At 71.1% G+C, this 25,732-nt stretch carries 18 protein-coding genes; 12 read left to right on the forward strand and 6 right to left on the reverse strand.

Features of this window, described 5'->3' with window-relative positions; all coding sequences use genetic code 11:
* Positions 1–53 precede the first annotated feature (53 nt).
* From AB0M80_RS31960 to AB0M80_RS31970, 3 genes are read left to right on the forward strand one after another with little or no spacing between them, the layout of a single operon-like run.
* Positions 54–2,972 carry a glycoside hydrolase family 48 protein gene (locus AB0M80_RS31960; protein WP_364572375.1) on the forward strand — a complete coding sequence of 973 codons (2,919 nt, stop codon included), beginning with the start codon at positions 54–56 and terminating at the stop codon, positions 2,970–2,972.
* A gap of 10 nt (positions 2,973–2,982) precedes the next feature.
* Positions 2,983–4,512: a cellulase family glycosylhydrolase gene (locus AB0M80_RS31965; protein WP_364572377.1), complete on the forward strand. Its 1,530-nt coding sequence runs from the start codon at positions 2,983–2,985 to the stop codon at positions 4,510–4,512.
* Positions 4,513–4,559: 47 nt separating this feature from the next.
* Positions 4,560–6,383: a glycoside hydrolase family 6 protein gene (locus tag AB0M80_RS31970; RefSeq protein WP_364572379.1), complete on the forward strand. Its 1,824-nt coding sequence runs from the start codon at positions 4,560–4,562 to the stop codon at positions 6,381–6,383.
* A gap of 169 nt (positions 6,384–6,552) precedes the next feature.
* On the opposite strand, the gene AB0M80_RS31975 is transcribed toward AB0M80_RS31970, so the two are convergent.
* Complete coding sequence (locus AB0M80_RS31975) at positions 6,553–7,089, reverse strand: GNAT family N-acetyltransferase (RefSeq protein WP_364572381.1); 537 nt, start codon at positions 7,087–7,089, stop codon at positions 6,553–6,555.
* Positions 7,090–7,137: 48 nt separating this feature from the next.
* Complete coding sequence (locus tag AB0M80_RS31980; protein ID WP_364572383.1) at positions 7,138–8,409, reverse strand: ABC transporter substrate-binding protein; 1,272 nt, start codon at positions 8,407–8,409, stop codon at positions 7,138–7,140.
* A 167-nt stretch (positions 8,410–8,576) separates the two neighbouring features.
* Here AB0M80_RS31980 and AB0M80_RS31985 point away from each other — a divergent pair, with 167 nt between their 5' ends.
* On the forward strand, positions 8,577–9,527 hold the full coding sequence (locus AB0M80_RS31985) for a LacI family DNA-binding transcriptional regulator (protein ID WP_364572385.1): 951 nt from the start codon (positions 8,577–8,579) through the stop codon (positions 9,525–9,527).
* An 89-nt stretch (positions 9,528–9,616) separates the two neighbouring features.
* Here AB0M80_RS31985 and AB0M80_RS31990 read toward each other — a convergent pair whose 3' ends face one another.
* A complete protein-coding gene (locus tag AB0M80_RS31990) occupies positions 9,617–10,735 on the reverse strand; it encodes a lytic polysaccharide monooxygenase (RefSeq protein ID WP_364572387.1) in 1,119 nt (372 codons plus the stop codon).
* Between the two features lie 168 nt (positions 10,736–10,903).
* On the opposite strand from AB0M80_RS31990, the gene AB0M80_RS31995 reads away from it, so the two are divergent.
* A complete protein-coding gene (locus tag AB0M80_RS31995) occupies positions 10,904–12,097 on the forward strand; it encodes an AGE family epimerase/isomerase (RefSeq protein WP_364572389.1) in 1,194 nt (397 codons plus the stop codon).
* 32 nt (positions 12,098–12,129) lie between these two features.
* A complete protein-coding gene (locus tag AB0M80_RS32000) occupies positions 12,130–13,128 on the forward strand; it encodes an aldo/keto reductase (RefSeq protein WP_364572391.1) in 999 nt (332 codons plus the stop codon).
* 105 nt (positions 13,129–13,233) lie between these two features.
* Here AB0M80_RS32000 and AB0M80_RS32005 read toward each other — a convergent pair whose 3' ends face one another.
* Positions 13,234–14,412, reverse strand: a complete 1,179-nt coding sequence (locus AB0M80_RS32005) for a cellulose-binding domain-containing protein (RefSeq protein WP_364572393.1) — start codon at positions 14,410–14,412, stop codon at positions 13,234–13,236.
* Positions 14,413–15,013: 601 nt separating this feature from the next.
* On the opposite strand from AB0M80_RS32005, the gene AB0M80_RS32010 reads away from it, so the two are divergent.
* The 5 genes from AB0M80_RS32010 to AB0M80_RS32030 are packed head-to-tail and all read left to right on the forward strand — an operon-like array spanning position 15,014 to position 19,832.
* Positions 15,014–16,402, forward strand: a complete 1,389-nt coding sequence (locus AB0M80_RS32010; RefSeq protein WP_364572394.1) for a hypothetical protein — start codon at positions 15,014–15,016, stop codon at positions 16,400–16,402.
* Between the two features lie 32 nt (positions 16,403–16,434).
* Positions 16,435–17,253: an AfsA-related hotdog domain-containing protein gene (locus tag AB0M80_RS32015; protein WP_364572396.1), complete on the forward strand. Its 819-nt coding sequence runs from the start codon at positions 16,435–16,437 to the stop codon at positions 17,251–17,253.
* Between the two features lie 40 nt (positions 17,254–17,293).
* Entirely contained in the window at positions 17,294–18,106 is an 813-nt protein-coding gene (locus AB0M80_RS32020) for a carboxymuconolactone decarboxylase family protein (RefSeq protein WP_364572398.1), read from the forward strand.
* Positions 18,103–18,804: an HAD family hydrolase gene (locus tag AB0M80_RS32025; protein ID WP_364572400.1), complete on the forward strand. Its 702-nt coding sequence runs from the start codon at positions 18,103–18,105 to the stop codon at positions 18,802–18,804. Before AB0M80_RS32020 ends, AB0M80_RS32025 begins: the two co-directional genes overlap by 4 nt.
* A 26-nt stretch (positions 18,805–18,830) precedes the next feature.
* Positions 18,831–19,832 carry an NAD(P)-dependent alcohol dehydrogenase gene (locus tag AB0M80_RS32030; RefSeq protein WP_364572402.1) on the forward strand — a complete coding sequence of 334 codons (1,002 nt, stop codon included), beginning with the start codon at positions 18,831–18,833 and terminating at the stop codon, positions 19,830–19,832.
* A gap of 301 nt (positions 19,833–20,133) precedes the next feature.
* Here AB0M80_RS32030 and AB0M80_RS32035 read toward each other — a convergent pair whose 3' ends face one another.
* Positions 20,134–22,887: a cellulose binding domain-containing protein gene (locus AB0M80_RS32035; RefSeq protein ID WP_364572404.1), complete on the reverse strand. Its 2,754-nt coding sequence runs from the start codon at positions 22,885–22,887 to the stop codon at positions 20,134–20,136.
* Between the two features lie 301 nt (positions 22,888–23,188).
* Here AB0M80_RS32035 and AB0M80_RS32040 point away from each other — a divergent pair, with 301 nt between their 5' ends.
* Positions 23,189–24,604: a sugar porter family MFS transporter gene (locus AB0M80_RS32040; protein WP_364572406.1), complete on the forward strand. Its 1,416-nt coding sequence runs from the start codon at positions 23,189–23,191 to the stop codon at positions 24,602–24,604.
* A 48-nt stretch (positions 24,605–24,652) separates the two neighbouring features.
* Here AB0M80_RS32040 and AB0M80_RS32045 read toward each other — a convergent pair whose 3' ends face one another.
* Complete coding sequence (locus AB0M80_RS32045; RefSeq protein WP_364572408.1) at positions 24,653–25,519, reverse strand: TIGR03619 family F420-dependent LLM class oxidoreductase; 867 nt, start codon at positions 25,517–25,519, stop codon at positions 24,653–24,655.
* Between the last annotated feature and the right edge of the window lie 213 nt (positions 25,520–25,732).

The raw sequence follows: 25,732 nt of genomic DNA on the forward strand, positions 1-25,732 counted from the left end.
CTGGAAGCGCTCCCAGATCGCTGGCTCCCTACGGACAAAGGAGTTCCGAAGCCATGCGTTCCTCTCCCCGAAAGCGCGCACGTGCGCTGGCACTGGCTTCGGCCGTGCTGGCGGTCACGGGCGCGGTGGTCGCCCCACCTCCGGCGCTCGGCGCCGACATCGCCTGTTCCGTCACCTACACCACCAACGACTGGGACTCCGGGTTCACCGCCAACGTCTCGCTGCGCAACGACGGGCCCGCGCTCGACAGCTGGAAGGTCGGCTGGACGTTCCTCGACGGCCAGAAGGTCCAGCAGGGCTGGGGCGCCACGTTCGCCCAGTCCGGCGCCGCGGTCACCGCGACGAACCTGTCCTACAACGGCCACCTCGGCACCGGGGCCAGCACGTCGTTCGGGTTCAACGGCTCGAAGGGATCGGCCAACCGGCCGCCCACCGACTTCTCCGTCAACGGCAGCTCGTGCACCGGCGCCAACAAGGCGCCCACGGTCAGCCTCACCTCCCCGACGTCGACCGGCACGTACTACGCCCCGGCGACGATCCCTCTAGCCGCGACGGCCGCCGACAGCGACGGCACCGTCAGCAAGGTCGAGTTCTACGCCGGTGACACGCTGCTGGCCACCGACACGGCCGCGCCCTTCGAGGGCAACTGGGGCAACGTCCCGGCCGGGACGTACTCGATCAGCGCCAAGGCGTTCGACAACAAGGGCGCGAGCACGACGTCCAGCCCGGTCAGCGTGAAGGTCCTCTCCGGGCCGACGATCGTCGCCACCCCGGCGACCGCGCAGGTCAAGCAGGGCGGCTCGACGACGTTCGCGGTCTCCCTGGCCGGCGCCCCGACGGCCTCGGTCACCGTCGCCGTCGCGCGGACGGCCGGGAGCACCGATCTCACGGCGACTCCGGCGAGCCTCACGTTCACGGCGGCGAACTGGAACGTCCCGCAGAACGTGACGGTCGCCAGTGCCGACAACGGGGGAGCGCTGGGCAGCGCGACCTTCACCGCGAGCAGCAGTGGTTACACCGCGGCCACGGTGGCGGTCAACGAGATCTCCTCGTCCACTTCGGACTACCAGCTCGCGTTCCTCACGCAGTACAACAAGATCAAGGACCCGAACAACGGCTACTTCCGCAAGTTCGGGAACATCCTGGTGCCCTACCACTCGATCGAGACGCTGATCGTCGAGGCGCCCGACCACGGGCACGAGACGACGTCGGAGGCGTTCAGCTACTACCTGTGGCTGGAAGCGTCCTACGGCCGGGTGACCGGTGACTGGGCCCCGTTCAACCAGGCGTGGACGTCGATCGAGACGTACGCGATCCCGTCGGCGGCGGACCAGCCGGGCAACTCCGGGTACAACGCGAGCAAGCCGGCGACGTACGCGGCGGAGTACCCGAGCCCGAAGTCCTACCCGTCGCCCCTGCAAAGCGGTGTCCCGGTGGGCGCCGACCCGATCGCGGCCGAGCTGAAGGCGGCCTACGGCTCGCCGGACGTCTACGGCATGCACTGGCTGCTCGACGTGGACAACATCTACAAGTTCGGCCACTGCGAGGACGGCACCAACACCGCGCCGGCGTTCATCAACACCTTCCAGCGCGGCTCGCAGGAATCGGTCTGGGAGACGGTCACCCAGCCGAGCTGCGACATCCTGAAGTTCGGCGGCAAGAACGGGTACCTCGACCTGTTCACCGGCGACTCGTCCTACGCGAAGCAGTGGAAGTACACCGACGCGCCGGACGCGGACGCCCGGGTCGTGCAGGTGGCCTTCCAGGCCGAGAAGTGGGCCCAGGCGCAGGGCAAGAGCTCCGACGTCGCGGCCGTGCTGAAGAAGGCCTCGAAGATGGGCGACTACCTGCGGTACTCGCTGTTCGACAAGTACTTCAAGAAGGTCGGCAACTGCGTCGGCCCGTCGAGCTGCCCGGCCGGCACCGGCAAGGACAGCGAGCACTACCTGATCTCGTGGTACTACGCCTGGGGCGGCTCGATGGATTCGTCCAGCGCCTGGGCGTGGCGGATCGGTGACGGCGCGGCGCACCAGGGTTACCAGAACCCCCTGGCCGCGTATGCGTTGTCGGCCGATCCGGGGCTGAAGGTCACTTCGGCGACCGGGGCGAGTGACTGGGCGACCAGCCTCGGCCGGCAGATGGAGTTCCTGCAGTGGCTGCAGTCGTCCGAAGGCGGCCTCGCCGGCGGCGCGACCAACAGCTGGGACGGCCAGTACGGCACCCCGCCCGCGGGAACGCCGACCTTCTACGGGATGTACTACGACTGGCAGCCGGTCTGGCACGACCCGCCGAGCAACCAGTGGTTCGGCTTCCAGACCTGGGGCATGGAGCGGATCGCCGAGTACTACCAGGCGACCAACGATCCCCGGGCGAAGAAGATCCTCGACAAGTGGGTGCCCTGGGCGATCGCGAACACCACGGTCGGCGCCGGCGGGAGCTTCCAGATCCCGTCCGACCTGACCTGGAGCGGCGCGCCGGACACCTGGAGCGCCACCAGCCCCGGCTCGAACACCGGCCTGCACGTCTCGGTGAAGAACTACAGCCAGGACGTCGGGGTCGCGGCCTCGCTCGCCAAGACGCTGCTGTACTACGCGTCGGGGTCGAGCAACGCCCAGGCCAAGACGGTCGGGGAACAGCTGCTGAACGCGCTTTCGGCGAACACGGACGCCAAGGGCATCGCGGTGCCGGAGACCCGGTCGGACTACGACCGGTTCGACGACAAGTACAACGCCTCCACGGACCAGGGGCTGTACGTGCCCTCGGGCTGGACGGGCACGATGCCGAACGGCGACCCGATCAACGCGAACTCCACGTTCCTGTCGATCCGCTCGTTCTACAAGAGCGACCCGCAGTGGCCGAAGGTCCAGGCCTACCTGGACGGCGGCGCCGCGCCGACGTTCACCTACCACCGGTTCTGGGCACAGTCGGAGATCGCCACCGCGTTCGCCGCCCACGTCGCCCTGTTCGGCTGAGAGGCACTCGATGAAGCGACTGCTCTCACTGGTGGTCGCCGCACTGGTCGGGGGCGCCGTTCTCACGGCGTCCCCGGCCGCCGCGGCCCCGGAGACCACCGCGGCGGCCGGTACCGGCACCGGGTTCTGGCACGCCGCCGGTGCCCAGCTGGTCGACGCGGCCGGTGCGCCGGTGCGGATGACCGGGATCAACTGGTTCGGCGCCGAGACGGGCAACTACTCGCCGCACGGGCTGTGGAGCCGCAGCTACCGGGACATGCTCGACCAGATGGCCGGCCTCGGGTACAACACGCTGCGGCTGCCGTACTCGAACCAGCTGTTCGACGCCGGGTCCAAGCCGGTCAGCATCGACGCCGTGCAGAACCCGGACCTGCAGGGCCTGACCGGCCTGCAGGTGCTCGACAAGATCGTCGCGTACGCCGGCACCAAGGGCATGCGCGTGCTCCTGGACCGGCACCGGCCGGACTCCGGGGCGCAGTCCCCGCTCTGGTACACCAGCGCGTACCCGGAGAGCCGCTGGATCTCCGACTGGACGATGCTGGCCCAGCACTACAAGGGCAACACCACGGTGATCGGCGCGGACCTGCACAACGAGCCGCACGCGATCCAGGGTGGCGGCGGGGCCTGCTGGGGCTGCGGTGACACCGCGACCGACTGGCGGCTCGCCGCCGAACGGGCCGGCAACGCCGTGCTCGCGGCGAACCCGGACTGGCTGATCGTCGTCGAGGGCGTCGACTGCGTCAGCGGCACCGGCGCCCCGGAGTGCGGCTGGTGGGGCGGCAACCTCTCCGGCGCGAAGCAGTTCCCGGTGCGGCTGTCCAAGCCGGACAAGCTGGTGTACTCGGCGCACGAATACGCGACGTCGGTGTTCGCGCAGAAGTGGTTCTCCGACCCGGCGTTCCCGGCGAACCTGCCCGCGCTGTGGGACCACTTCTTCGGCTACCTGCACAAGCAGAACATCGCGCCGGTGCTGCTCGGCGAGTTCGGTTCCACGCTCGCCGACCCGCGCGACAAGGTCTGGCTGCAGGAGCTGATGAAGTACGCGGGTACCGGGACGTCCGGGATGAGCTTCACCTACTGGTCGTGGAACCCGAACTCCGGGGACACCGGCGGCATCCTCAACGACGACTGGACCACGGTCAACCAGACCAAGCAGGCGATCCTGCAGCCGTACCTGATCCCCCCGGTGGGCTCCGGCGGCGGCACGACCGACCCGCCGCCCCCGGCGGGCTGCGCGGTCACCTACCACGTCGACAACACCTGGCAAGGCGGCTTCACCGCCACCGTGACGTTGAAGAACACAGCGACGGCGGCGATGAAGAACTGGGCGCTCGGCTGGAACGTGCCCACCGGCACGCAGATCACCGGCGGCTGGAACGCGACGGTCACGCAGACCGGGCAACAGGCGACCGCGAAGGCGCCCACCTGGGCGCCCGACCTGGCCGGCGGCGCTTCGGTGTCGATCGGCATCCAGGCGACCGGCGCCTCGACCGGCGCACCGAGCGGCTTCGCCGTCGGCGCGACCGCCTGCACCACCTGACCCACCCACGGAACACCCCATTTATTCAAGACAGAGGAGCGCACTCGATGAGGAGTGAATTCTGGTCCGCGAAGAGGAAGTCACGGTTCGCCGTGGCGTCCTCGGTGACCGCGGCAGCGGTCACGGCGGGACTGCTGGTGGCCGGGGGCAGCCCGGCGGGCGCCGCCACCGGCTGCAAGGTCACCTACACGGTCAACCAATGGGACACCGGCTTCACCGCCAACGTCGCCGTGACCAACCTGGGTGACGCCGTTTCGTCCTGGAACGTCGAATGGGACTTCGGCGGCAACCAGCAGGTCCAGCAGGGGTGGAGCGCCACGTTCAGCCAGAGCGGCAAGCACGTGAGCGCGAAGAACCCGTCGTGGGGCGGGACGCTCGGCTCGAACGCCTCGGTCGGCTTCGGCTTCAACGGCTCGTACTCGGGCACGAACGACATCCCGACGTCGTTCTCGCTCAACGGTGCCCACTGCGACGGCACGCCCACGACCACGACACCGACGGGGCCGACGACGGTCACCACGACGCCGACCACCCCGACGACACCGACCACGCCCACCACCCCGACCACTGTCACCACGACGCCCCAGCCGGGGACCCACGTGGACAACCCGTACGTCGGGTCGAAGGGGTACGTGAACCCGGACTGGTCGGGCCAGGTGAGCGCGGCCGCCGCGGCCAAGGGCGGCACGCTCGGCGCCCAGATGGCCAAGGTGGCGAACACCTCGACCGCGGTCTGGCTGGACCGGATCGCGGCGATCGCCGGCACGTCGAGCGCGCGCGGCCTGCGCGGGCACCTCGACGCGGCGCTGGCCCAGGCTAGCGGCGGCACGCCGGTGACGATCCAGATCGTCGTCTACGACCTGCCCAACCGCGACTGCGCGGCGCTGGCGTCCAACGGTGAGCTGAAGGTCGCCCAGAACGGGCTGGCCCGGTACAAGGCGGAGTACATCGACCCGATCGCCTCGATCCTGTCCGACGCGAAGTACGCGCCGCTGCGGATCGTGGCGGTCGTCGAACCGGACTCGCTGCCGAACCTCATCACGAACACCTCGATGGCCACGTGCGCGGAGGCGCAGTCGAGCGGGGCGTACGTGCAGGGCATCCAGTACGCGCTGAACAAGCTGCACGCGATTTCCAACGTCTACAACTACCTGGACATCGCGCACTCGGCGTGGCTGGGCTGGGACAGCAACTTCGGTCCGTTCGTCAACCTGGTCAAGCAGACGGTGCAGGGCACCACGGCCGGGGTGAACAGCGTCGACGGCTTCATCAGCTCGACGGCGAACTACACCCCGCTCACCGAGCCGAACCTGCCCGACCCGAACCTGACGGTCGGCGGGCAGCAGCTGAAGTCGGCGACGTTCTACCAGTGGAACCCGTACTTCGCCGAGGTTCCGTTCGCCACTGCGATGTACAACGCGTTCGTGGCGGCGGGCCTGCCGAGCAGCATCGGCATGCTGGTCGACACCTCGCGGAACGGCTGGGGCGGCTCCGCCCGGCCCAGCGGCGCGTCGGGGTCCACTGTGGACGCCTACGTGAACTCGGGCCGGATCGACCGGCGGCTGCACCGCGGCAACTGGTGCAACCAGAGCGGTGCGGGTCTGGGCGTCCGGCCGACGGCGGCCCCGGCGGCGCACTTCGACGCCTACGTCTGGGTCAAGCCGCCGGGTGAGTCCGACGGTGCGAGCCAGCAGATCCCGAACGACGAAGGCAAGGGCGCGGACCCGATGTGCGACCCGACCTTCCACGGCACCGAGCAGGCCAACGGCGGCAACCTGACCGGCGCCCTGCCGAACGCCCCGCTGTCCGGCAAGTGGTTCGAGGCCCAGTTCGAGCAGCTGGTCCAGAACGCCTACCCGCCGGTGCAGTGACAGACCCCGGGCCGGGCGGTGCCGCGCAGCCGCCGCCCGGCCCGGGCTCCATTCCCCGTCGAGGGAAAGCGCTGCCGTGCAGAACCCGGCTGCGGGCCACGCGGGCTTCGAACGAAGCCCGGGTGGCCCGCAGTCCTCCTCCCGCCGCCGCGGCCGGGCGTGCGCACCTTCAGCGTGCCCGGCCGAGGTCCTTGCGGAAGCTGAGCCGGTCCAGACCCGGCCCGTCGTAGTCGGGCTGGACCGGCACCCCCTCGAACTCCTTCGGCCCTGGTTCGGTGACGAACCCCATCCGGGTGTGGAACGCGTGCGAATCCTTGTTCTCCGGCGAAGTGATCGCCCGTACCACCGAGCGCCCGTGTGCCCGGCTGTAGGCGAAGAAGCGCTCGTACAGCGCCGCGCCCAGCCCGCGGCCGCGTTCGGCGGGATCGACCCCGACGAAGTGGATGTAGCTCTCCGCCGGCCGCGAGGGCGAGAGGAACCCGATCAGGAACGCGACGATCCGGTCGTCGGCGGTGACCAGGAAGCTGCTGTCGGTGAAGTGCTGGAACATCAGCTTCGGCAGCAGCAGCGCCCGTTGGCGGGAGCCCGCCTCGCCGCCGAGTCCACCCCACCAGCGGTCGAGGACGGCGAGCACGGCGAGGTGGTCGGCGGGGCCCGGGTGCCGGATCGTGTGGTGCCGCCACGGGTGGGGCAGGGGAGTGAGCATGCCCGCCACCCTGCCCGGTTTCGCGGGCTCCGACGAGCGGATTTCCGGTCAGCGGACGAGCTGGTGCACCCCGATCAGCACTTGCTCCCAGACGGCGGCGGGGTCGGCGCCCTGTTCGACCGACTTGAGCGCGGGGGCGATCACCGTCTCCTGGATCTTGCCGTCCCCCGGCCCCTTGTACTGCGGCTTCCCGACCTTGCGGGCCTGGGCGACGAAGACCTGACCGCTCAGCGCCCCGCCGAAGTAGCCGTTCATCTCGCTGAGCAGGTCCGGGGAGGTGAAGGCGTCGACCTGGCTCGGGAAGTTCCCGCTCACCCGGAACGCGTGCAGCTGCTGCTCCGGCGCGGTCAGCCAGGCGGCGAGCGCCGCGGCCTCCTTCTGGTGCCCGCTGGCGGCCGGGACGGTGAGGAAGGAACCGCCCCAGTTGCCGCCGCCGTTCGGGAAGGCGTCGGTGAGCGCCCACTTGCCGGCGTTGCCGATCCCGGCCTGTTGTTCGATGACGCCGAGCATCCACGCCGGACAGACCTTCGTCGCGAACGCGCCGGTGCGCAGCCCGTTGTTGCCGTCGTCGGCGAACGCGGTCAGGCCGGCCGACTGCCCTTGCCCGACCGCGCCGGCGACCTGGTCCCAGGCGTCCTTCAGCCCGGTGTTCGTCTCCAGCGTCGAGTGGTCCTCGCGGTCCAGGTAGCCGACCGGGAGCTGGTTGACCATGGCGTTGAAGATCTGCGCCGCGGAGTCGAACCACGCCTTGCCGTGGGAGCGTCTGACGTACTTTTCGCCCGCCTGGAAGAAACTGTCCCAGGTGGCGAACATCGTTTTCACCGAACCGGGATCGGTGGGCAGCCCGGCCGCCTCCAGCAGGTCCTTGCGGTAGCACATGGCCAGCGGGCCGATGTCCGTGCCGTAGCCGACGAGCTTGCCGTCCTTGCTGCGGCCCGCTTCGTACTTCCACTCCAGCCACCGGCCGGGTTTCACGTCGGGGGGCCCGACCTCGGCCAGATCGGCGAACTTCGCCGACTGCGCGAGCACGTCGGCGAGGTGACCTTCCTCGACGGCCTGGACGTCGGCGAGGCCCTGGCCGTTCTGCAGCTTGGTCAGCAGCTCCTGGTGGTACGGCCCGCCCTGTTCGGTCCGGACCTGGCGGATGGTGAGCCCGGGGTGGGTGAACTCGTAGCCGGGGATGAGGTCCTCGTAGCCGAACTCGCCGAACGTGGCCACGGTGAGCGTGATGGCCTCCGGCGTGCCGGGTCCGCACCCGCCGGTCAGGACGAGCAGGACAACGCTGACGGCGAAGGCCAGCCGTCTTCGGATCTGCCTCATGTGCGCGCACTCCCCGTTCGCGACCCGCTCCCGGACCACAGCGGCTGGGAGCGCTCCCACCGCGAGTCTTGTTTCCCGGTGTGGCAGGTGTCAAGGTGCGCGACAGCGGGTGTCCGGGCGAACACGGACCGCGGGTTGCGGTCCCCGTGGTGCAACGAAGGGGTGCGATGAAGCGTCCGACGATCACCGACATCGCGAAGGAGGCCGGCGTCTCCAAGGGTGCGGTCTCCTACGCCCTCAACGGCCGCCCCGGCGTCTCCGAAGCCACCCGGCAGCGGATCACCGAGATCGCCCGGGAGCTCGGGTGGGCCCCCAGCAGCACCGCGCGGGCGCTGTCCGGTGGCCGGACCGGGGCGGTCGGCCTGGTGGTCGACCGGTCGCTCGAGGTGTTCGTGCCGGCCCTGCTCGACGGGTTCGAGGGCGAGCTGCTGCTGCAGGTCGCTCCCGGCCACGACGCCGCGCTGGCGATCTACCGCCGCTGGCGGGCCGAACGCAAGGTCGACGGCGTCCTGCTCACCGAGCCGGCGTGGGCGGCGGAGCTGGTGCGGATCGGCCTGCCGGCGGTGGTGCTCGGCGGGCCGGGCGGGGTGCCGGGCGTCCCGTCGGTGCTGGTGGACGACGTCACCGGAGCCGCCGAGGCGCTGGCGTACCTCGCCGCGCTGGGACACCGGCGGGTGGTCCGCATCGCGGGCGCGGCGGCGTTCGCCGACCCCGCGGCGCGGAAGCGGGCGTTCACCACGGCGGCGACCGGCCTCCCGTACCCGGGCACGATCCACCCCGAACCCTCGGCCGACGCCGTCCGGCGGGTGCTGGCCGCGCACCCCCGGCCGACCGCGCTGTTGTGCGACACCGACGACCTCGCGGTCGCCGCGCTCGCCGCCGCGCGCGAACTGGGCCTCGCGGTGCCCCGGGACCTCTCGGTGGTGTCGTGGGACGACACCCCGCTCTGCCGGCTGGTCCGCCCCGCGCTCACGGCGATCCGGCGCCCGCTGGCCGAACTCGGCTCGCTCGCGGCGTCCCTCCTGCACGACGTGCTGGCCGGGCGGAGCGCCGGCGACGTGTGCGCCTCCCGGCCGCGGCTGATCACCCGCGGCAGTACCGGCCCGGCGAACGCGTGAAGGCCACCTCGAGGGACGCCAACGGCCCTCGAGGTGGCCTTCCCGAACTGTCCACTCGGGACGGCTCAGGCGCTGTCTCGGGCGCTGTCTCAGCTGCCCTGGCAGGTCGGCGAGGGCGCCGCATTGCCTCCTGTCGAGTTGACGACCAGCCCGAAGGTGGTCGTGCCGTCGGCGGCGACCCGGCCGTTCCAGTCGGCGTTGCGCACCGTGACCGTCGAGCCGGACTGGTTCAGCGTGCCGTTCCACACGCTGGCGACGGTCTGGCCCGCGGGCAGCGTCCACCCCGCCTGCCAGCTCGTGTAGGCCGTCGTGCCGTGGTTCATCACCGTCACCGTGGCCTGGTAGCCGCCGCTCCAGGTGTTGGTGATCGCGTACATCGCCATGCACGAGCCCGGCGGCGTGGGGGTGGTCGGTGTCGTGGGCGTCGTCGGGGTGGTGGGGGTGGTCGGGGTGGTGGGCGTCGTGGGGGTGGTCGGCGTGGTCGGCGTCGTGGGGTTGGTGCCCGGATCCTTCACGCCGGTGACTTCCCCGTGCCCGCCGTCGAAGGTGACGTCCGAGCAGCCGTAGAACGTCTCGGCGCTGTCCGAGCGCTTCCACACCGAGTAGATGATGTGCCGACCGGACTTGTTGGTCGGCAGTGCGCCGCTCCACTTGTACTGGCCCTCCACCGTGCCCACCGAGCCGGTCACCGGCGGGTGGTCCACCGTGAGGAACGGCTGGTCCTCCAGCGAGTCCCAGGTCAGCGGCTGGTTCGGGTTCCAGCCGTCCTTCGTCACGTACGTGTAGAACCAGCCCGGGTGCGCGGCCCAGGCGTTGTACGAGAAGTCGAACTGAGCTCCGGCGGTGAGGTGGGTCAGCGGCCACGAGCCGACCCCGTCGAAGCCCGCGTAGTTCGGGTTCCCGCCCGAGCACAGCTTCCCGTCGGGGATGAACCCGCGCGTGCGCCCGGCGCCGTCGGAGCGCAGGACGCCGAACCAGTTGTACAGCGAGTTGGCGCCGCTGACGCCCACCGCGGCCGCGCAGGCCGGGTTCTGGGGTTTGATTTCGCCGGTCGAGCTGAGCCCGTCCTGCCAGCACAGGAAGGTCCGGCTGCCCGGTTTCATCATGGCGCCGTGCGCCTCGGCCGTGCCGGTGTTCAGCAGGATGGCGGTCAGGCTCGCCAGCAGCACAGTGACGGCGGCGAGGATCGTACTTCGTCTCCTGGTCACGTCAGTCCCTTCGTCGGGTAGCGTGCGTCGAAGACTGGGAGCGCTCTCAAGGTCAGGATACGCGGCGGCGGTCACTTCCGGAACAGCCCGCGATGACCGGCGCGGGTGCCTTGGCCTACCTTGGCGGGGGCCCGTCGAACCGGGCCGGCCCGTGGAGAAAGGCAGAGAGTGGACAGTCCGTTTCCGGTTCCCGCCTGGGTGGCTGCCGAACCCGCCCGGCTGCTCGGTTTCGCCGGCCGCGCCGCGCACCCGGGCGGTGGGTTCGCCTGGCTCGACGACGCCGGGCGGCCGGTGCTCGACCGGCCCGTCGAGACCTGGATCACCTGCCGGATGACGCACGTCTTCGCGCTGGCGGCCCTGCAGGGAGCGGACGCGGGGGAGCAGGTCGCCCACGGCGTCGCGGCGCTGACCGGCCCGTTGCGGGACCCGGAGCACGGCGGCTGGTACGCCTCGACGGTCCTGACCGGCAAGCGGGCCTACGAGCACGCGTTCGTCGTGCTGGCCGCCGCGAGCGCGACCGCCGCCGGTGCCGCAGGCGCGGAACCGCTGCTGGCCGAGGCGCTGGAGGTCGTCGAGCGGCGGTTCTGGGAACCGGGGCCCGGCCTCGTCGCCGACGTCTGGGACCGCGGCTGGACGCGCCTGGAGGACTACCGCGGCGCCAACGCCAACATGCACACCGTCGAGGCGTTCCTGGCCGCCGCCGACGTCACCGGTGACCCGGTGTGGGCGACCCGCGCACTGTCCATAGTGGAGCGTCTGGTGCACGGCGAAGCCCGCGTGCACGGCTGGCTGCTGCCGGAGCACTTCGACGCGGACTGGCACGTGCGGCCGGAGTACAACCGCGACGAACCCGCCCACCCCTTCCGCCCGTTCGGCGCGACCGTCGGGCACCTCTTCGAGTGGGCGCGGCTGGCCGTCCACCTCGGACGGGCGCTCGGCGACGCCGCGCCGCCGTGGCTGGTGCCCGACGCGGTCGCGCTGTTCGAGACCGCGGTCCGGCACGGCTGGTCCGCCGACGGGCGGCCGGGCTTCGTCTACACCACCGACTTCGCCGGGACGCCGGTGGTGCGCACCCGGCTGCACTGGGTGGTGACCGAGGCGATCGCCGCCGCGTGGACGTTGCACCAGGAAACCGGCGACCCCGCCTACCTCGCCCGCTTCGGGGAATGGTGCGAGCACGCCGAAGCCTGTTTCGTCGACCGCGAACACGGCTCGTGGCACCACGAACTCGACCCGGACAACCGTCCCGCCGCGACGGTGTGGGCCGGCAAACCGGACGTCTACCACGCGTACCAGGCGACGCTGCTGCCCGCGCTGCCGCCCGCGGCGTCGTTCGCCGGCGCGCTCCTGCGGCGCCGTTAGACTGCGGCTTCCCCCTTCCGACAAGGAGAACCATGTCGCCTTTCGTCGCGGCCGAAGACCGGTACGCCGGCATGCCGTACCGGCGGGCCGGGCACAGCGGGCTGAAGCTGCCCGCCGTGTCGCTCGGCCTGTGGCACAACTTCGGGGACGACAAGGCCCTCGACGTCCAGCGCGCCGTGCTGCGCCGGGCGTTCGACCTCGGGGTGACGCACTTCGACCTGGCCAACAACTACGGCCCGCCGCCGGGCGCGGCCGAGGCGAACTTCGGACGGCACTTCGCCGCCGACTTCCGCCCGTACCGCGACGAGATCCTGGTGTCGTCCAAGGCGGGCTACCTGATGTGGGACGGCCCGTACGGCGAGTGGGGTTCCCGCAAGAACCTGCTGGCCAGCCTCGACCAGAGCCTCGCGCGCACCGGGCTGGACCACTTCGACGTCTTCTACTCGCACCGCCCGGACCCCGAGACCCCGATCGAGGAGACGATGGGGGCACTCGACACCGCCGTCCGCTCGGGGAAGGCGCTGTACGCGGGCATCTCCAACTACTCGCCCGAGCAGACCGAGGCCGCGCTCGCCGCGGCGAAGGAGCTGGGCACGCCGCTGCTGCTCCACCAGCCGCGGTACTCGATGCTGGACCGCTGGGTCGAAGACGGCCTGCTGGACACCCTGGACGCGCACGGCGTCGGCTCGATCGCGTACTCGCCGCTGAGCCAGGGCCTGCTGACCGACCGCTACCTCGACGGCATCCCGGCCGACTCCCGCGCGGCCGGTGCCAGCCCGTTCCTCACCGGCGACCGGCTCACCGAAGAAACCCTGGCGACCATCCGGGCGCTGAACGACGTCGCCGAGCGCCGCGGGCAGACGCTGGCGCAGCTGGCCATCGCCTGGGTGCTGCGCCGCGGCCGCGTCACCTCCGCGCTGATCGGCGCCAGCAGCGTCGCGCAGCTCGAGAACACCGTCGCGGCCACCGCCAACCTCGAATTCACCGACGACGAGCTGGCCGGGATCGAGCGGATCATCGGCCGGTACTGATCCGACCAAAAGCAGGCCGACCCTCGTGCGGCACGTAAGGGTCACCACGAAGCCATCCGGCCGTGACGGTGGTCGGATCGGTAATGATCGGCACAGCTCGGGCGGTCAGCAGCCGATCCTCGAGGTGCCGACGGCCACGTCGTCGTACCACAGCGTGTCGGCGTCGCCGGCGTAGCTCTCCCAGCCGAGGCGCAGGTCGGTCACCGACGGGTGCCAGGCCCGGTTGAGCCACTGTTGGTCGACGTCGGGTGTCGGGACGCCGTCGACGACGAGCCCGGCGACCTCGGAAGAGCCGAGCCAGGTCCGCAGGTGGCCGGCGGCCCCGTCCACCTCGAACTCGAAGCAGGACCAGGTCCCGGTGGGCAGCGGGACGCTCTGGGCGACCCCCACCGGGCTCTGCGCGGGCAGCGTCGCGTCGTCGGACTCGCGGTTCCACTGCAGGGCGCGGTTCTGCCCGCCGGCGCGCAGGTCGCGGCCGGGGGGGTCCTGAGTGTCGCGCATCGCCATGAAGGCGACGTGCCCGGTGGGCAGCGGCGTGGTGTGCCGGACCCAGAACCGGCCGAAGAGGTGGCCCGAGCCGACGCCGGTGAGGCTCGTGCCGAGGAACGCGTGGTTGCAGTAGCCGCCCTGGCCGGTGACCTTCACCGAGCGCGAGCCCGAGTGCGCGACCGAGGTGTCGACGCCGACCGTGCCGGTGCCCTGGCAGTTGGCCGCGCCGACGGTCCAGCGGCCGCCCGGGGTGCTGCCGGTCTGCTGTTCGAAGTCGTCGCAGAGCGCGGCGCTCGCGCAGCCGGCGGGCGGCGGCCCGGAAGTCGTCGTGGTCGGGGTCGTCGGGATCGTCGGGGTGGTGGGGGTCGTCGGGGTGGTCGTGGTCGGGGGAGCGGGGTCGCCGCACGAGACGCCGTTCAGCGCGAAGTCCGTGGGCGTGGCGTTCGTCCCGCTGTAGGTGCCTTGGAGGCCGAAGGAGACCGAGCCACCGGCCGGCAGCGCGCCGTTGTAGGACAGGCTTTGCGCGGTGACCGCGGTCCCGGATTGGCCGACCGTGGCGTTCCAGGCGGAGCTGACGGTCTGGTTCCCGGCGTAGTGCCAGGTGAGCGTCCAGGAGGAGGCCGCGGTGGCGCCGTTGGTCACCGTGATGTCCGCGGTGTACCCGGTCTGCCACTGGTTGACGCGGTAGTCGACCGAGCACGCGGGCGCGGCGGCGGCGGGACCGGCCACGACGACCGCGGTGGTGCCCGCCGTGGCGAGGCAGAGTGCGGCGAGAGCGCCGGCGAACCTGTTCATCGGGTCCTCCCGGGACGCGGACAGGGGCGCCGTGGCCTGCACCACGACGCCCCTGGGTGGTGGCCGCGTTCTGGTGAGGCGACCTGGCATGGGAGCGCTTCCAGCCGCCGGAAAGGTAACCCCCGCGTGTCGTTCTTGTAAAGAGCGACCCGGACGCGGCCCGATCCGGTGGTCCGTTTTCCGCAGCCGGTTCGCCCGCGGCGTCCACTGAACACTCCTGAACGGCCGAACCCGTTGGGGCGCAGGGGATGCCTGGGTGGCCCTGTGCCACCGCCCGCGGGGCCGGACGCCGCCGTTGGGGTGGATTCCGGAAATCCGTCCCAAGATCACTCGCGGGTGCCGGCGCCGCCGGATTGGGAGCGCTCTCAGGCAATTCTCTGCGCACGACGGCGGCCCGCGGCCGAAAACCCTTGTTGCGTACTCAACTTCTCGGAAATCGCGCGGTTCCCGCCCCGGTGACGTCCTGGGCTGCCGCCGTCACGCTGCGGTACTGTCGTCGGTGTGCACCCGTACTCCGAAGATCGTTGGATGAACGATGAGTCGACAGGCCAAACCAGGGAGTAAGCCCTACCGTGCACAACTACGCGACCGGCTGGCCGGCTTGGGGTTTCCCCAGGAGGCGATTCCGGCCCAGGTGGCGAAGAACCTGATCGTCGAATGCCGGATTCCGCCGCGCACCGCGTGGCGACTGGCGTCCGAGCTCTCGCTCGACGTCGCGGCGCACCAGTACAACGCCGTCACCGGCGACCCCCGCGCGGGCATGCGCGGCACGCGGATCTGGGAGTACGAGCAGTGGCCCGAGCGCGGCGTCCGGCCGACCGTCGCCGCCCTGCGGGTGCTGGCCCAGGTCTACGGCACCAGCTGGAAGTGCCTGCTGGGACTGCGTGACCTCGAGCAGCTGCCGGCCAAGGACCTCGCCGAATACCACGCCGACGCGGAGCCCGTGGCCGTCGCGGCGGCCGAACCCGCGGTACCGCCGGCCCGCACCGTCGCGCGCGCCGAGCCGCGCCCCGGCGGGGAGGTCGGCGCCGGTGCCCTCGACGACGCCCTCCGGCTCACCACGACCAACGTCGACGACGTCCAGCTCGACGACCTGTGGTCGGACCTCGACTTCCTGGGCGGTGCCTACACCCGGACCGCCCCCGACTCGATCCTCGACCAGCTCGCCGTGATCGAGGAACGGACCGCGTCCCTGCTGAAGGGCCGGCAGCGGCCGAAGCAGACCCAGGACCTCCTGCTCGTCGGGGCGAAGTCGAGCGCGATGATGGCCTGGATCGCCGGGGACCTGGGGCGGTACCGGCTCTCCCGCGAGCTCAACTCCGCGGCCTGGCTCTACACCCAGTACGCCGACGACTTCCTCGCCCGGCGCTGGGTGCGCACGTCCCAGGCGCGGGTGGCGTTCTGGGCCGGCAACGGCATCGAGTCCGCGAAGCTCGCCGCGGACGGGCTCAACTACCGGGTGGGCGGGCGGCTCACGGACGCGCCGCTCATCCTCGCCGAGGCGCGCGGCTGGTCGTCGGTGCAGGCCGAGCGGCAGGTGCTGGACGCGATCGCGCGCTGGACCACCATCGAGGACCCGGACATCGGGGCCGGCGGCGAGGACCGCTTCTTCAACATCACGAAGGACCGGCGGCACTACATGGCCGGCAATTCCCTGCTTTCGGTCGGGCAGGCCTCGGCCGCGCTGCGCGAGTTCACCACCGCCCGCGAAGCCTTCGAAAAGCTGTCCCCGGAGAACCGCTGGGAAGCCATGGACCCGATGATCCGGATCGACACGGGCCGCGCACACCTGCGGCTCGACGACCTCGAAGGCGCCGCCGCGCAGGTGGCGCCGCTGCTGGACGCGGGCGTCGGCAAGCAGCCGGACATGGTGCGCGCCACGCTGAAACTGCTGACCACCGAGCTGTCCGGGCCGCGCTGGCGCTCGGCCACGACCGCCCGGAACCTCGCCGAAGCGCTCCTCGACGCCCACGCTTCGGCGCGGCCGTGACACCCGACCAGACCCGGACGGAGGTGCCCGAGGTGGCACCGCACGATGTCTCGTGCCCCGAAACCACCTGCCAGGAGACCACCGATGAGCAGGCCTGGGCGCTCGCCGGGCACACCCGGCGGGACGTCGTGGTGGTCGCCGACCGCTTCGCGCAGTTCGCCCGCGGGGACCGGGTGCTCACGATGTCGGGCCTGCTGGCCATGCTCGACGCCGGCGGTGTCGAGGTGCCGGGCTGCCACTGGGTCGTCCACCTCGGCCAAGGCATCGACGCCACCGACGGCGACCTGCTCGAAGCCGCATGCGAAAAGAGCGAAGCCGCCGTGCGCCTCGCGGACCCGGACTCGTTCCGGCAGCCGCTCGAACGCCCCGTGGTCGTCCACAAGGACCGGCCGGAGAACGTCCTGCTCGCCGGCGTGCACAGCCCGGTGCCCACGCACTGCCGGGCCGAGCTGCGGATCCACCGGGACAACGAGCTGGTCCTCGACCACCACACCGGCGAACACGTGCAGGGCATCGTGATCATCGAGGCGATGCGGCAGATCTGCATCGCGCAGTTCGAGACCGCGATCCGGCCCGGCCTGCCCCCGGCCGCGTACGCCGGGGTGTGGAAGCGGATCGACCTGTCCTTCGAAGACTTCCTGTTCCCGCTCCCGGCCACGGTCGAGTCGCTGATCGTCGAGTCGGATCTCCGCCGGGAAAGCAACCTGAAGTTCCGCGCCACCACGGCGGTGCGCCAGCAGGGGCGCACCGTGGCCACCGCCGGCATCGAGTACTCGATGATCGCGCAGGGGCGCGTCGACACCCTGGAACGCCGCAAGGCCGACCAGGCCACCCGGGCCTACCTCGGCTGAGCCGCGAAAGCCCGCACTCCGGAAGGGAAACCACTCCACGATGTCCGACCTGCAGCAGCAGGACCGCTCCGCGGCCTTCGCCCGGGGCCTGAAACTCCTCCAGCAGCTCGGCGGGGCGGATCGGCCGGCCGTGCTGGACCTGTTCGAGAGCATCGGGGAAGCCGAGTTCGGCGAGCAGTGCGTCGGGTTCATCTACGGCGACGTCTACCACCGGCCCGGCCTGCCGCTGCCGGAGCGGCAGCTGGTGACGGTCGCCGCGCTCACCGCCCTCGGCTACGCGGGTTCCCAGCTGCAGTTCCACGCCAAGGCCGCGCTCAACGTCGGCTGCACCCGCCGTCAGCTGGTCGAGGCCGTCATCCACGTCAGCTCGTTCGCGGGGTTCCCGGCCACGCTCAACGCGCTGACGGCCCTCAAGGCCGCCTTCGACGGACGGCCCGAAGACGAGCTGCCGGCCGAGGCGGTGGCCGAAGTGCCGTGGGCGGGCATCGAGGACCGCTACGAGCGCGGCCTGGCCGCGATGAAGGCCGTCGACGGCGAGGCGGGCGAGAAGGTCGCCGCGGCCCTGCGGGACATCGCCCCGGACCTGGCCACCTACATCGTGGAATTCACCTTCGGCGAGATCTACAGCCGGCCGCACCTGACCCTGCGCCACCGCGAGCTCGTCACGATCGCCGCGTGCGTCGCGCTGGGCACCGCACTGCCGCAGCTGAAGGTGCACCTCCACGGCCTGCTCAACGTCGGCGGCACCGAGCAGGAGGCCGTGGAGACCGTGCTGCACCTGGCGTTCTACTGCGGGTTCCCGGCCGCGCTCAACGCGATCGCGGCCGCGCGGGAAGTGTTCGCGCAGCGGTGACCCGGCTCGAGAAGCTGCGCGTGGTCGCGCTCGACTGCGACGGCGTGCTCATCGACGACACCTACCTGGCCATGATCGCCCGGTTCGTCACCGGCCACGGAGGCGTGTACGACGCCGCGGCCGAGCGGGACGTCATCGGGCTGCGCGACATCGTCGTCGCCGAGAAGGTCACCGCGCTCTGCGGCCTCGACCAGCCGGCGGAGGAGACGCTCAGGCAGCTGTGGGCCGCGCGGCAGGAGTACCTGGCCGAGCACCCGATCCGCGTCGCCGAAGGGGTGCGGGACTGCCTGGAGGCGCTGGCGAAGCTCCCGGTGCGGCTGGTCTGCTACGGCGGGCGGACCCGGGAGCACACCTTCGACCACCACCTCGGCGGCTTCGTGGACCTGCTCGACCCCGAGGCGCCGTACGTCAGCATCAACGAGCACCGGCCGGGCGTGGACCACATCGCGCGGCGCGTGTTCGGCGTCGGCTTCGACGAGATCGTGTTCGTCGACGACGTCAGCCGGGTGGCCGAGGACGCCCGCGCGCACGGCGCCGGCTTCATCGGGTTCCCGTCGAGCCCCGCCCACGCGCGCCAGCGGGAGTTCATGGCCGCTCACGGCGTCCGCCACTTCGCCACTTCGCTCGCCGAACTGACTCCGGAACTCCTGGCGATCGTCGACGAGGAGCTCGCGACTTCGACACACTGGCCTCGTTGAGGAGTTCCCGCACCCTTGGAGCCGCTGTGAAGTACTTTTCCCTGCCCCGGCCCGGCGCCGAGCTCGTACTGGGCGAGCGTGACGTGCCCGGGCCCGGTCCCGGGCAGGTCCTGGTCCGGATGCGCGGGTGGGCGGTCAACGCCCGCGACCTGATGATCCTCAAGGGCTTCTACCCGAAGCCGGTGAAGCCGGACGTCATCCCGCTGTCCGACGGCGCGGGCGAGGTCGTCGCGGTCGGGGACGGGGTGCGCACCTGGGCCGCGGGCGACCGCGTCGCGGCGACGTACTTCCCGAACTGGCTGTCCGGTCCCGGCACGCCGGAGAAGACCGAGGACGACCTCGGCGGCACGCTCGACGGCGTGCTCGCGGAGTACGCCGTCTTCGCCGAAGACGGCCTGGTCGCGGTGCCCGCCCACCTCGACTACGCCGAGGCCGCCACGCTGCCCAGCGCCGGCGTGACGGCGTGGCGGGCGGTCGTCGAAGAAGGCCGGCTGACGCCGGGGCAGACCGTGCTCACGCTCGGCAGCGGCGGCCTGTCCACGTTCGCGCTGCAGTTCGCCGCGCTCGGCGGCGCCCACGTCGTCGCGACGTCGAGCTCGGACGCGAAGCTGGAGCGGCTGCGCGCGCTCGGCGCGGCCGAGACCGTCAACCACGAGACCGTCCCGGAGTGGGGTGCCGCCGTCGCCGGGCTCACCGGCGGCGGCGTCGACCACGTCGTCGACGTGGGCGGCGGCGGCACGATCGGCCAGTCGATGATCGCCGCCCGGTACGGCGGGCACGTCAGCGTGGCCGGCGTCCTGACCCACGAAGGCGCCGCCGACCCGATCCTGGTGCTGGTCAAGCAGCTGACCCTGCGCGGCCTCACCAACGCCTCGCGCGAGACGTTCCAGGCGATGAACCGGGCCCTCGAGCGGACCGGCCTGAAGCCGGTGATCGACCGCCGGTTCGGCTTCGAGGAGGTCGCCGACGCCCTCAAGCACCTGGAGTCCCGGACCCACATCGGGAAGGTCGTGCTGGAGAGCGCCTGAGCGAGCGCTCGGTCCCCGCCGGCCCGCACGGGTAACTTTTGCGCGTCCGGCTGGGTAGATTCGCCACTCCTTCAGCGTGTTTCCGCAGCTCAGACGCGGTGTGTCGAGGCGAAAAAGTCCCCTTTGGGTAGGAATGGCGGCTGCCGCCGGCAACGGGAAGAGTGGTGGTCACCGGGACAACGCCCGAGCAGGCTGCGGCTGCTCGGGCCGACCGCCCGTACTAGGGCGCGGGGAGGGTGTTTCAACCGCCTGGGGGTGGGTTGAAACCCCCTTCCCGCCTGCGGACTCCGCGTCGTCCGCCTCAAGACGCCGTGCAGGCCCGCCCGTTGAGCGAGATCGCCGCCGGCTTGCCGTTCGCCGTTCCCGAAGACCCGGTGAACCCGAACTCCGCGCTCCCGCCCGCGGGAATGGTCCGGTTCCAGCCCGCGTCCACCGCCGTCACCGCCGCGCCGCTCTGCGTGACCTGCGCGTTCCACGCCTGAGTCACCCGCTGGCCGTCGGCGAACGTCCACGCCACCGTCCACCCGGTCACCGCGGCGGTGCCGGTGTTGCCCACCTTCACCGACGCCTGGAACCCGCCCTGCCACTGGTTGGTGACCGTGTAGGCCGCCGTGCAGGACCCCGACGGCACCGGTGTGGTGGTCGTCGCCGGAGTGGTGGGGGTCGTCGGAGTCGTCGGAGTCGTGGGTGTGGTGGGCGTGGTGGGTGTCGTGCTGGACGGCGGCGGCTCGCTGCCCCCGGACTCACCCACGATCACGCCGCGGCCGTTCGTGCCCACGTACACCCGGCCGTACACCCGCGGATCCCCGGTCAGCGCCGCCCCGATGTTGCCGTACTGGTGCCGGTCGTCGTTGATCCGCGTCCACGAAGCGCCCGCGTCGTCCGAGCGGAAGATCCCGCGCACGCCCCCGATCTTCGCGATCGTGTATAACGTCGAATACGTCCGGCCGGGAGCGGCCTTGCCGAACCCGATGTTGTCGGCTTCGGCGACGTTCGCCAGCTTCGTGAAGGACGCTCCGGAGTCGGTGGAGTGCCAGAGGCCGTACGCCGTGCCGGAGCCGCCGGCCAGCCAGATGTCGCCGGCCACGCCCGGCATCGCCTTGAAGTGCGCGGCGCCGGCCGGCAGCCCGGTGGCGGCGGTCGCGGTGAACTTCGCGCCGCCGTCGGTGCTGACGTAGAACTGGCCGGCGGCGAACCCGTAGAACCGCTTCGGGTCGACGCGGTCGGACTCGACCACCGCGCCGGCCGGGATGCCGGTGGACGCCGTCCACGACGAACCGAAGCCGACGGAGTAGCTGACGCCGGTGCCTTCGGGGCTCCACACGAACCGGCTGCCGTCGGCGGCCGCGGCCACCGTGCCGCCGCTCGCGCCGCCGCCCGGCTCCGCGCCCTGGAACCAGTTCTTCCCGCCGTCGGTGGAGAAGGCGATCCGGTTGTCGTTCGGCCGCGCCGACCGGTCCAGGGTGCCCACCCGCGCGATCGTCGCCGGGGTCAGCTCGGCGTAGTCGAGGCTGGTCGTCGTCGTGAACACCGGCTGGGTGAACATCGTGGTGGGGACGGCGTCGAGGCTGTCGTGCCGGAACCCGCCGATGTCGCCGAGGCCGGACAGCAGGGGAGCGCCCGACGGCGGGCTGATCAGGTCGAGCACCGCGGTCTCCTCGAGGCCGCCGACGACCGGTTTGATCGTGATCTTGCCGCCGCTGTCCCACTTGGTGAGGTCGGACGTGCCGTAGATCGTCGCTCCGGTGCCGTAGAGCAGGTGGTTCGAGTCGAACGGGTCGATCTCCACCGACTCGGTCATCCAGCCGAGCTTCGGGGACGGCACCGGGGGAGCGGCCTGGAGGCCGAAGGTCAGCCACGGCACCGAGGAGATGTCCTGGGTGTAGCGCAGCGTCCGCTCGGGGTAGTTCGAGAAGTCCCAGATCCGGGTCCAGGTGGCGCCGCCGTCGGTGCTGCGGAAGAAGATCACGTCCGGCCACCACGACACCTGCGTGGCGACCACCAGCGTGTTCGGGTGCTGCCGATCGATCGTCAGGCCGCTGTAGCCGAAGTAGTCGTCGGTGGACTCCGACGGGATCGGGCTGATCCGGGTCCAGGTGCCGGTCTTCGTGGCGTACTTCCAGACGTCGCCCTTCGCGCCGTCGTAGGGGCCGCCGGTGTCACTGGTCGCGAGGTAGAGGTAGCCGCCGACCGGGTCGAGAACGCCCTTGTGGGCCAGGTACCCGGTGGGCTGTCCGGCCAGCCGGGCCCACGTCGTGCCGCCGTCGGTGCTGCGGTAGACGGTGTTGGCCTTGTCCGCGACACCCACGTAGATCGTCTGCGTGGTGCTGCCGCGGGTGCCGGTCGTCGGGTCGAACGTCACCCAGGTGACGCCTTCGATGTCGCTGGAGTAGCCCGTCGTGTCGGACGGGTCGGGCGCGTAGTTGCCCGGGTTGGGGAAGCTGGTCACCTTCGCCCACGTGACGCCGGAGTCCGTGCTGCGCCAGAGCCCGTTTCCGCTCGGCGCGCCGAGGTAGAGGACGCTGTTGCGGTTCGGGTCGATCGCGAGCCGCTCGCCCATGCCGCGGCCGGGCATGTTGCCGCCGAGCTTGAACGGCAGCGGAGCCGCCTGCCAGGTGCTGCCGCGGTCGGCCGACCGGAGGATCGCGCCGTTGTTCGGGTCCCAGCTGTTGGTGTACATCCCGGCCGCGACGTAGACCCGGTTCGGGTCGACCGGGTCGGTGGCCAGGCTGACGACGCCGTTGTACCCCCAGTCGGTCCAGCCGACCGAGTCCAGCAGCGGGGTCCAGCGCCCGGTGGCGGTGTTCCACCGGTACGCCCCGCCGATGTCGGTGCGGGCGTAGACCAGCCCGGGTTCGGTCTGGTTGAAGACGATCCCGGGGACGAACCCGCCACCGCCGATCTCCGCGTTGCGCCACGTGGTGGCCGCCGGTGCGGCCGGGGAGGCCGGCGCGCCGACGGTGACCGCGACGACGGCGGGCAGGAGAACGGCGAGCGCGGTGGCGAGGAGCCGTCTCGCTGAGCGGGACCTCGCCGGGGAATGAGTTTCTGGCACGACGTTGTGCACCTCTGCCTCCACACTCTGGGAGCGCTTCCAGAGGGACGGTAAACCAGCGTTCGGAGCGTTGTAAAGCGTTCGACGATTTCGGCCGCCAGCACTGTCCACAGTGGATTTGCGAGCCGGGCGGCTCCCGCTTTTGTGCCCGATGTGCGCCGGTTTGCGGGAATCACATACGTGAACGGCGATCAGGTTTCTGAATTGTTACCGGAAACCTTCTTGCCCGGCTTTTTGCGGCGTGTGAGTGTGGTGGCCGCTGGCTGGACTGGACTGGACCTACGAAAGAGGCGACCCGGCAATGACCGATCCGTCAAGGACCGATCCGTCAACGACACCGACAGCCCCGGCGCGGCACATCAGCCGGACCACCTTGTACTTCTTCGGCGCTCTCGGCGGCATCCTCTTCGGTTACGACCTCGGCGTGATCTCCGGGGTGCTCCCGTTCATCGGGAAGCTGTGGACACTGACCAGCTGGGACAAGGGCGTGATCACCGCCAGCCTGTCGGTCGGTGCCATCGTCGGCGCGCTGTTCTCCAGCCGCACCAACGACGCACTCGGCCGCCGCCGCACGATCATGGTCGCCGCGGGCATCGTCATCGTGGGCACACTGGCGGCGAGCTTCTCGCCGACGTTCACGCTGCTGGTGCTCTCGCGCCTGATCATCGGGCTGGGGATCGGGCTGTCCTCCTCGACCGTCCCGACCTACCTGTCCGAGCTGGCCCCGGCGCGGTTGCGGGGCGCGATGGGCGCGCTCAACCAGATCTTCATCGTGCTCGGCATCCTGATCGCGTTCCTGGTGAGCTACTGGCTCGGGCCGATCTCGGCCTGGCGGTGGATGTTCGCCGGCGCGATCGTGCCCGCGGTGATCCTGCTCATCGGGCTGGTGTTCCTGCCCGAGACGCCGCGGTGGCTGGTCAAGAACGGCCAGGAGGAAGAGGCCCGGCGGGTCCTGGCGAGCGCGCACGGCAACACCGTGAACCTCGACGAGGAGATCGCCACCATCCACGAGGTCATCCGGCTCGACACCGAGGAGAAGCCGCGGATCCGCGACCTGTTCTCCGGCTTCGTGCGGCCGATGATCGTCGTGGCGCTGCTGCTCGCGATCGGCCAGCAGTTCAGCGGCGTCAACGCGATCAACGCCTACTTCCCGACGATGCTCATCGGCCTCGGCTTCGCCACGCAGGCCGCGCTGCTGTCCGGCGTGCTGCTGGGCGTCACGAAGTTCCTGTTCACCGCGTGGGTCGTGTTCGTGGTGGACCGCTGGGGCCGCAAGCCGCTGCTGCTCATCGGCAACGTCATCATGGTGATCACGCTGGTGGCGGCCGGGCTCGTGGTGCTGAACGTCCACGACACCGGCACGCGCGGCATCCTGATGCTGGTGATGATGGTGCTCTACCTGGTCGGGTACGAGCTCGGCTGGGGCGCGGTCGTCTGGGTGATGATGTCCGAGGTGTTCCCGCTGAAGTACCGGGCGACGGGCATGGGCGTCAGCAGCGTGGTCCTGTGGTCGGCGACGGGCATCGTGAGTGCGGTGTTCCCGATCATCTCCGACCCGAAGTCCCTCGGCATCGGTGGTTCGATGTTCCTGTTCGCCGGGGTGAACGTGGTGCTGTTCGTGCTCACCAAGTGGCTGGTCCCGGAGACGAAGGGCCGCTCCCTGGAGCAGATCGAGCTCGACCTGCGGGCGCGGCAGGGCGTCGCGGCCAAGGGCTGACCCCGGGGGGCGAGCGCCGGCGGGGCACGGTTTCCGTGCCCCGCCGGTTCAGTGGGCGGGGGTGGCGGCGTCGACGAGGCCGAGCTTGCCCGCGAGCCGCCCGATCCAGGCTGCCACGTCTTCGGGCGAACGGTCCGGGAGGCCGAAGATCGTCTCGGTCACGCCCAGGGAGTCCAGGTGGGCCAGGCGTTCCGGGTCCGGCCGCTCGCCCAGTGCGCAGATCCGCGGCGCCCCCTCGCGGCCCTCGGCGCCCCAGATGTCCTTCAGCAGGGCCACGTGCCCGTCGAGGTCGGTGTCGGCCGGCGTGGTGATCCAGCCGTCCGCGTGGCGGGCGATCCAGCGGAACGTCTTCTCGGTCGGGCCCGCGCCGAGCAGCACCGGGATGTGCGGCTGGATCGGCTTCGGCCACGCCCAGCTCGGTCCGAACGAGACGAACTCGCCGGCGTAGGACGCTTCTTCCTCCGTCCACAGTGCACTCATCGCTTCGAGGTACTCACGCAGCGCCGTGCGGCGCCGATTTCCGGGCACGCCGTGGTCGGTCAGCTCGTCGACGTTCCAGCCGAACCCGGTGCCGAGCGTGACGCGGCCGCCGGAGAGGTGGTCGAGGCTGGCGATCGTCTTGGCGAGGGTGATCGGGTCGCTCTCGACCGGCAGGGCCACCGCTGTGGACAGCCGGATGTGCGAGGTGACCGCGGCGGCCGTCGCCAGCGCGACCCACGGGTCGAGGGTCCGGCTGTAGCGGTCGTCGGGCAGCGACGCGTCCCCGGTGCGCGGGTGCGGTGACTCGCGCTTCACCGGGATGTGGGTGTGCTCCGGGACGTAGAAGGTCGAGAACCCCGCGGCCTCCGCGGCGCGTGCCGCGGCCGCCGGAGTGATCCCCCGGTCGCTGGTGAACAGCACTATTCCGTAGTCCACCCGCGGAGCGTATTAGAACGTGTTTCAGTTTTCAAGGTGGCGCGCGAGTGCGAAAAGTGGCAACGGTATTGCGGAGAGTAACATCGGGCGGCGCTCGAGCGATGGTGGAGGCGACCCCGGTGAGCAGGCGGGAAGCAGCGCGCGGCCGCGGGGCGCGGCATCGTGGACGGACCCGGGAGCGGACACGACACGGAGGCGACGTGGAGCGGAAAA

It is taken from the genome of Amycolatopsis sp. NPDC051045, from assembly GCF_040682955.1.
Lineage (GTDB): Bacteria > Actinomycetota > Actinomycetes > Mycobacteriales > Pseudonocardiaceae > Amycolatopsis.

Excerpts from the sequence above, each read along its gene's own strand:
- AB0M80_RS31960 (WP_364572375.1), top strand. The coding sequence starts at position 54 with ATGCGTTCCTCTCCCCGAAAGCGCGCACGTGCGCTGGCACTGGCTTCG.
- AB0M80_RS31965 (WP_364572377.1), top strand. The coding sequence starts at position 2,983 with ATGAAGCGACTGCTCTCACTGGTGGTCGCCGCACTGGTCGGGGGCGCC.
- AB0M80_RS31970 (WP_364572379.1), top strand. The coding sequence starts at position 4,560 with ATGAGGAGTGAATTCTGGTCCGCGAAGAGGAAGTCACGGTTCGCCGTG.
- AB0M80_RS31975 (WP_364572381.1), bottom strand. The coding sequence starts at position 7,089 with ATGCTCACTCCCCTGCCCCACCCGTGGCGGCACCACACGATCCGGCAC.
- AB0M80_RS31980 (WP_364572383.1), bottom strand. The coding sequence starts at position 8,409 with ATGAGGCAGATCCGAAGACGGCTGGCCTTCGCCGTCAGCGTTGTCCTG.
- AB0M80_RS31985 (WP_364572385.1), top strand. The coding sequence starts at position 8,577 with ATGAAGCGTCCGACGATCACCGACATCGCGAAGGAGGCCGGCGTCTCC.
- AB0M80_RS32000 (WP_364572391.1), top strand. The coding sequence starts at position 12,130 with ATGTCGCCTTTCGTCGCGGCCGAAGACCGGTACGCCGGCATGCCGTAC.
- AB0M80_RS32005 (WP_364572393.1), bottom strand. The coding sequence starts at position 14,412 with ATGAACAGGTTCGCCGGCGCTCTCGCCGCACTCTGCCTCGCCACGGCG.
- AB0M80_RS32020 (WP_364572398.1), top strand. The coding sequence starts at position 17,294 with ATGTCCGACCTGCAGCAGCAGGACCGCTCCGCGGCCTTCGCCCGGGGC.
- AB0M80_RS32040 (WP_364572406.1), top strand. The coding sequence starts at position 23,189 with ATGACCGATCCGTCAAGGACCGATCCGTCAACGACACCGACAGCCCCG.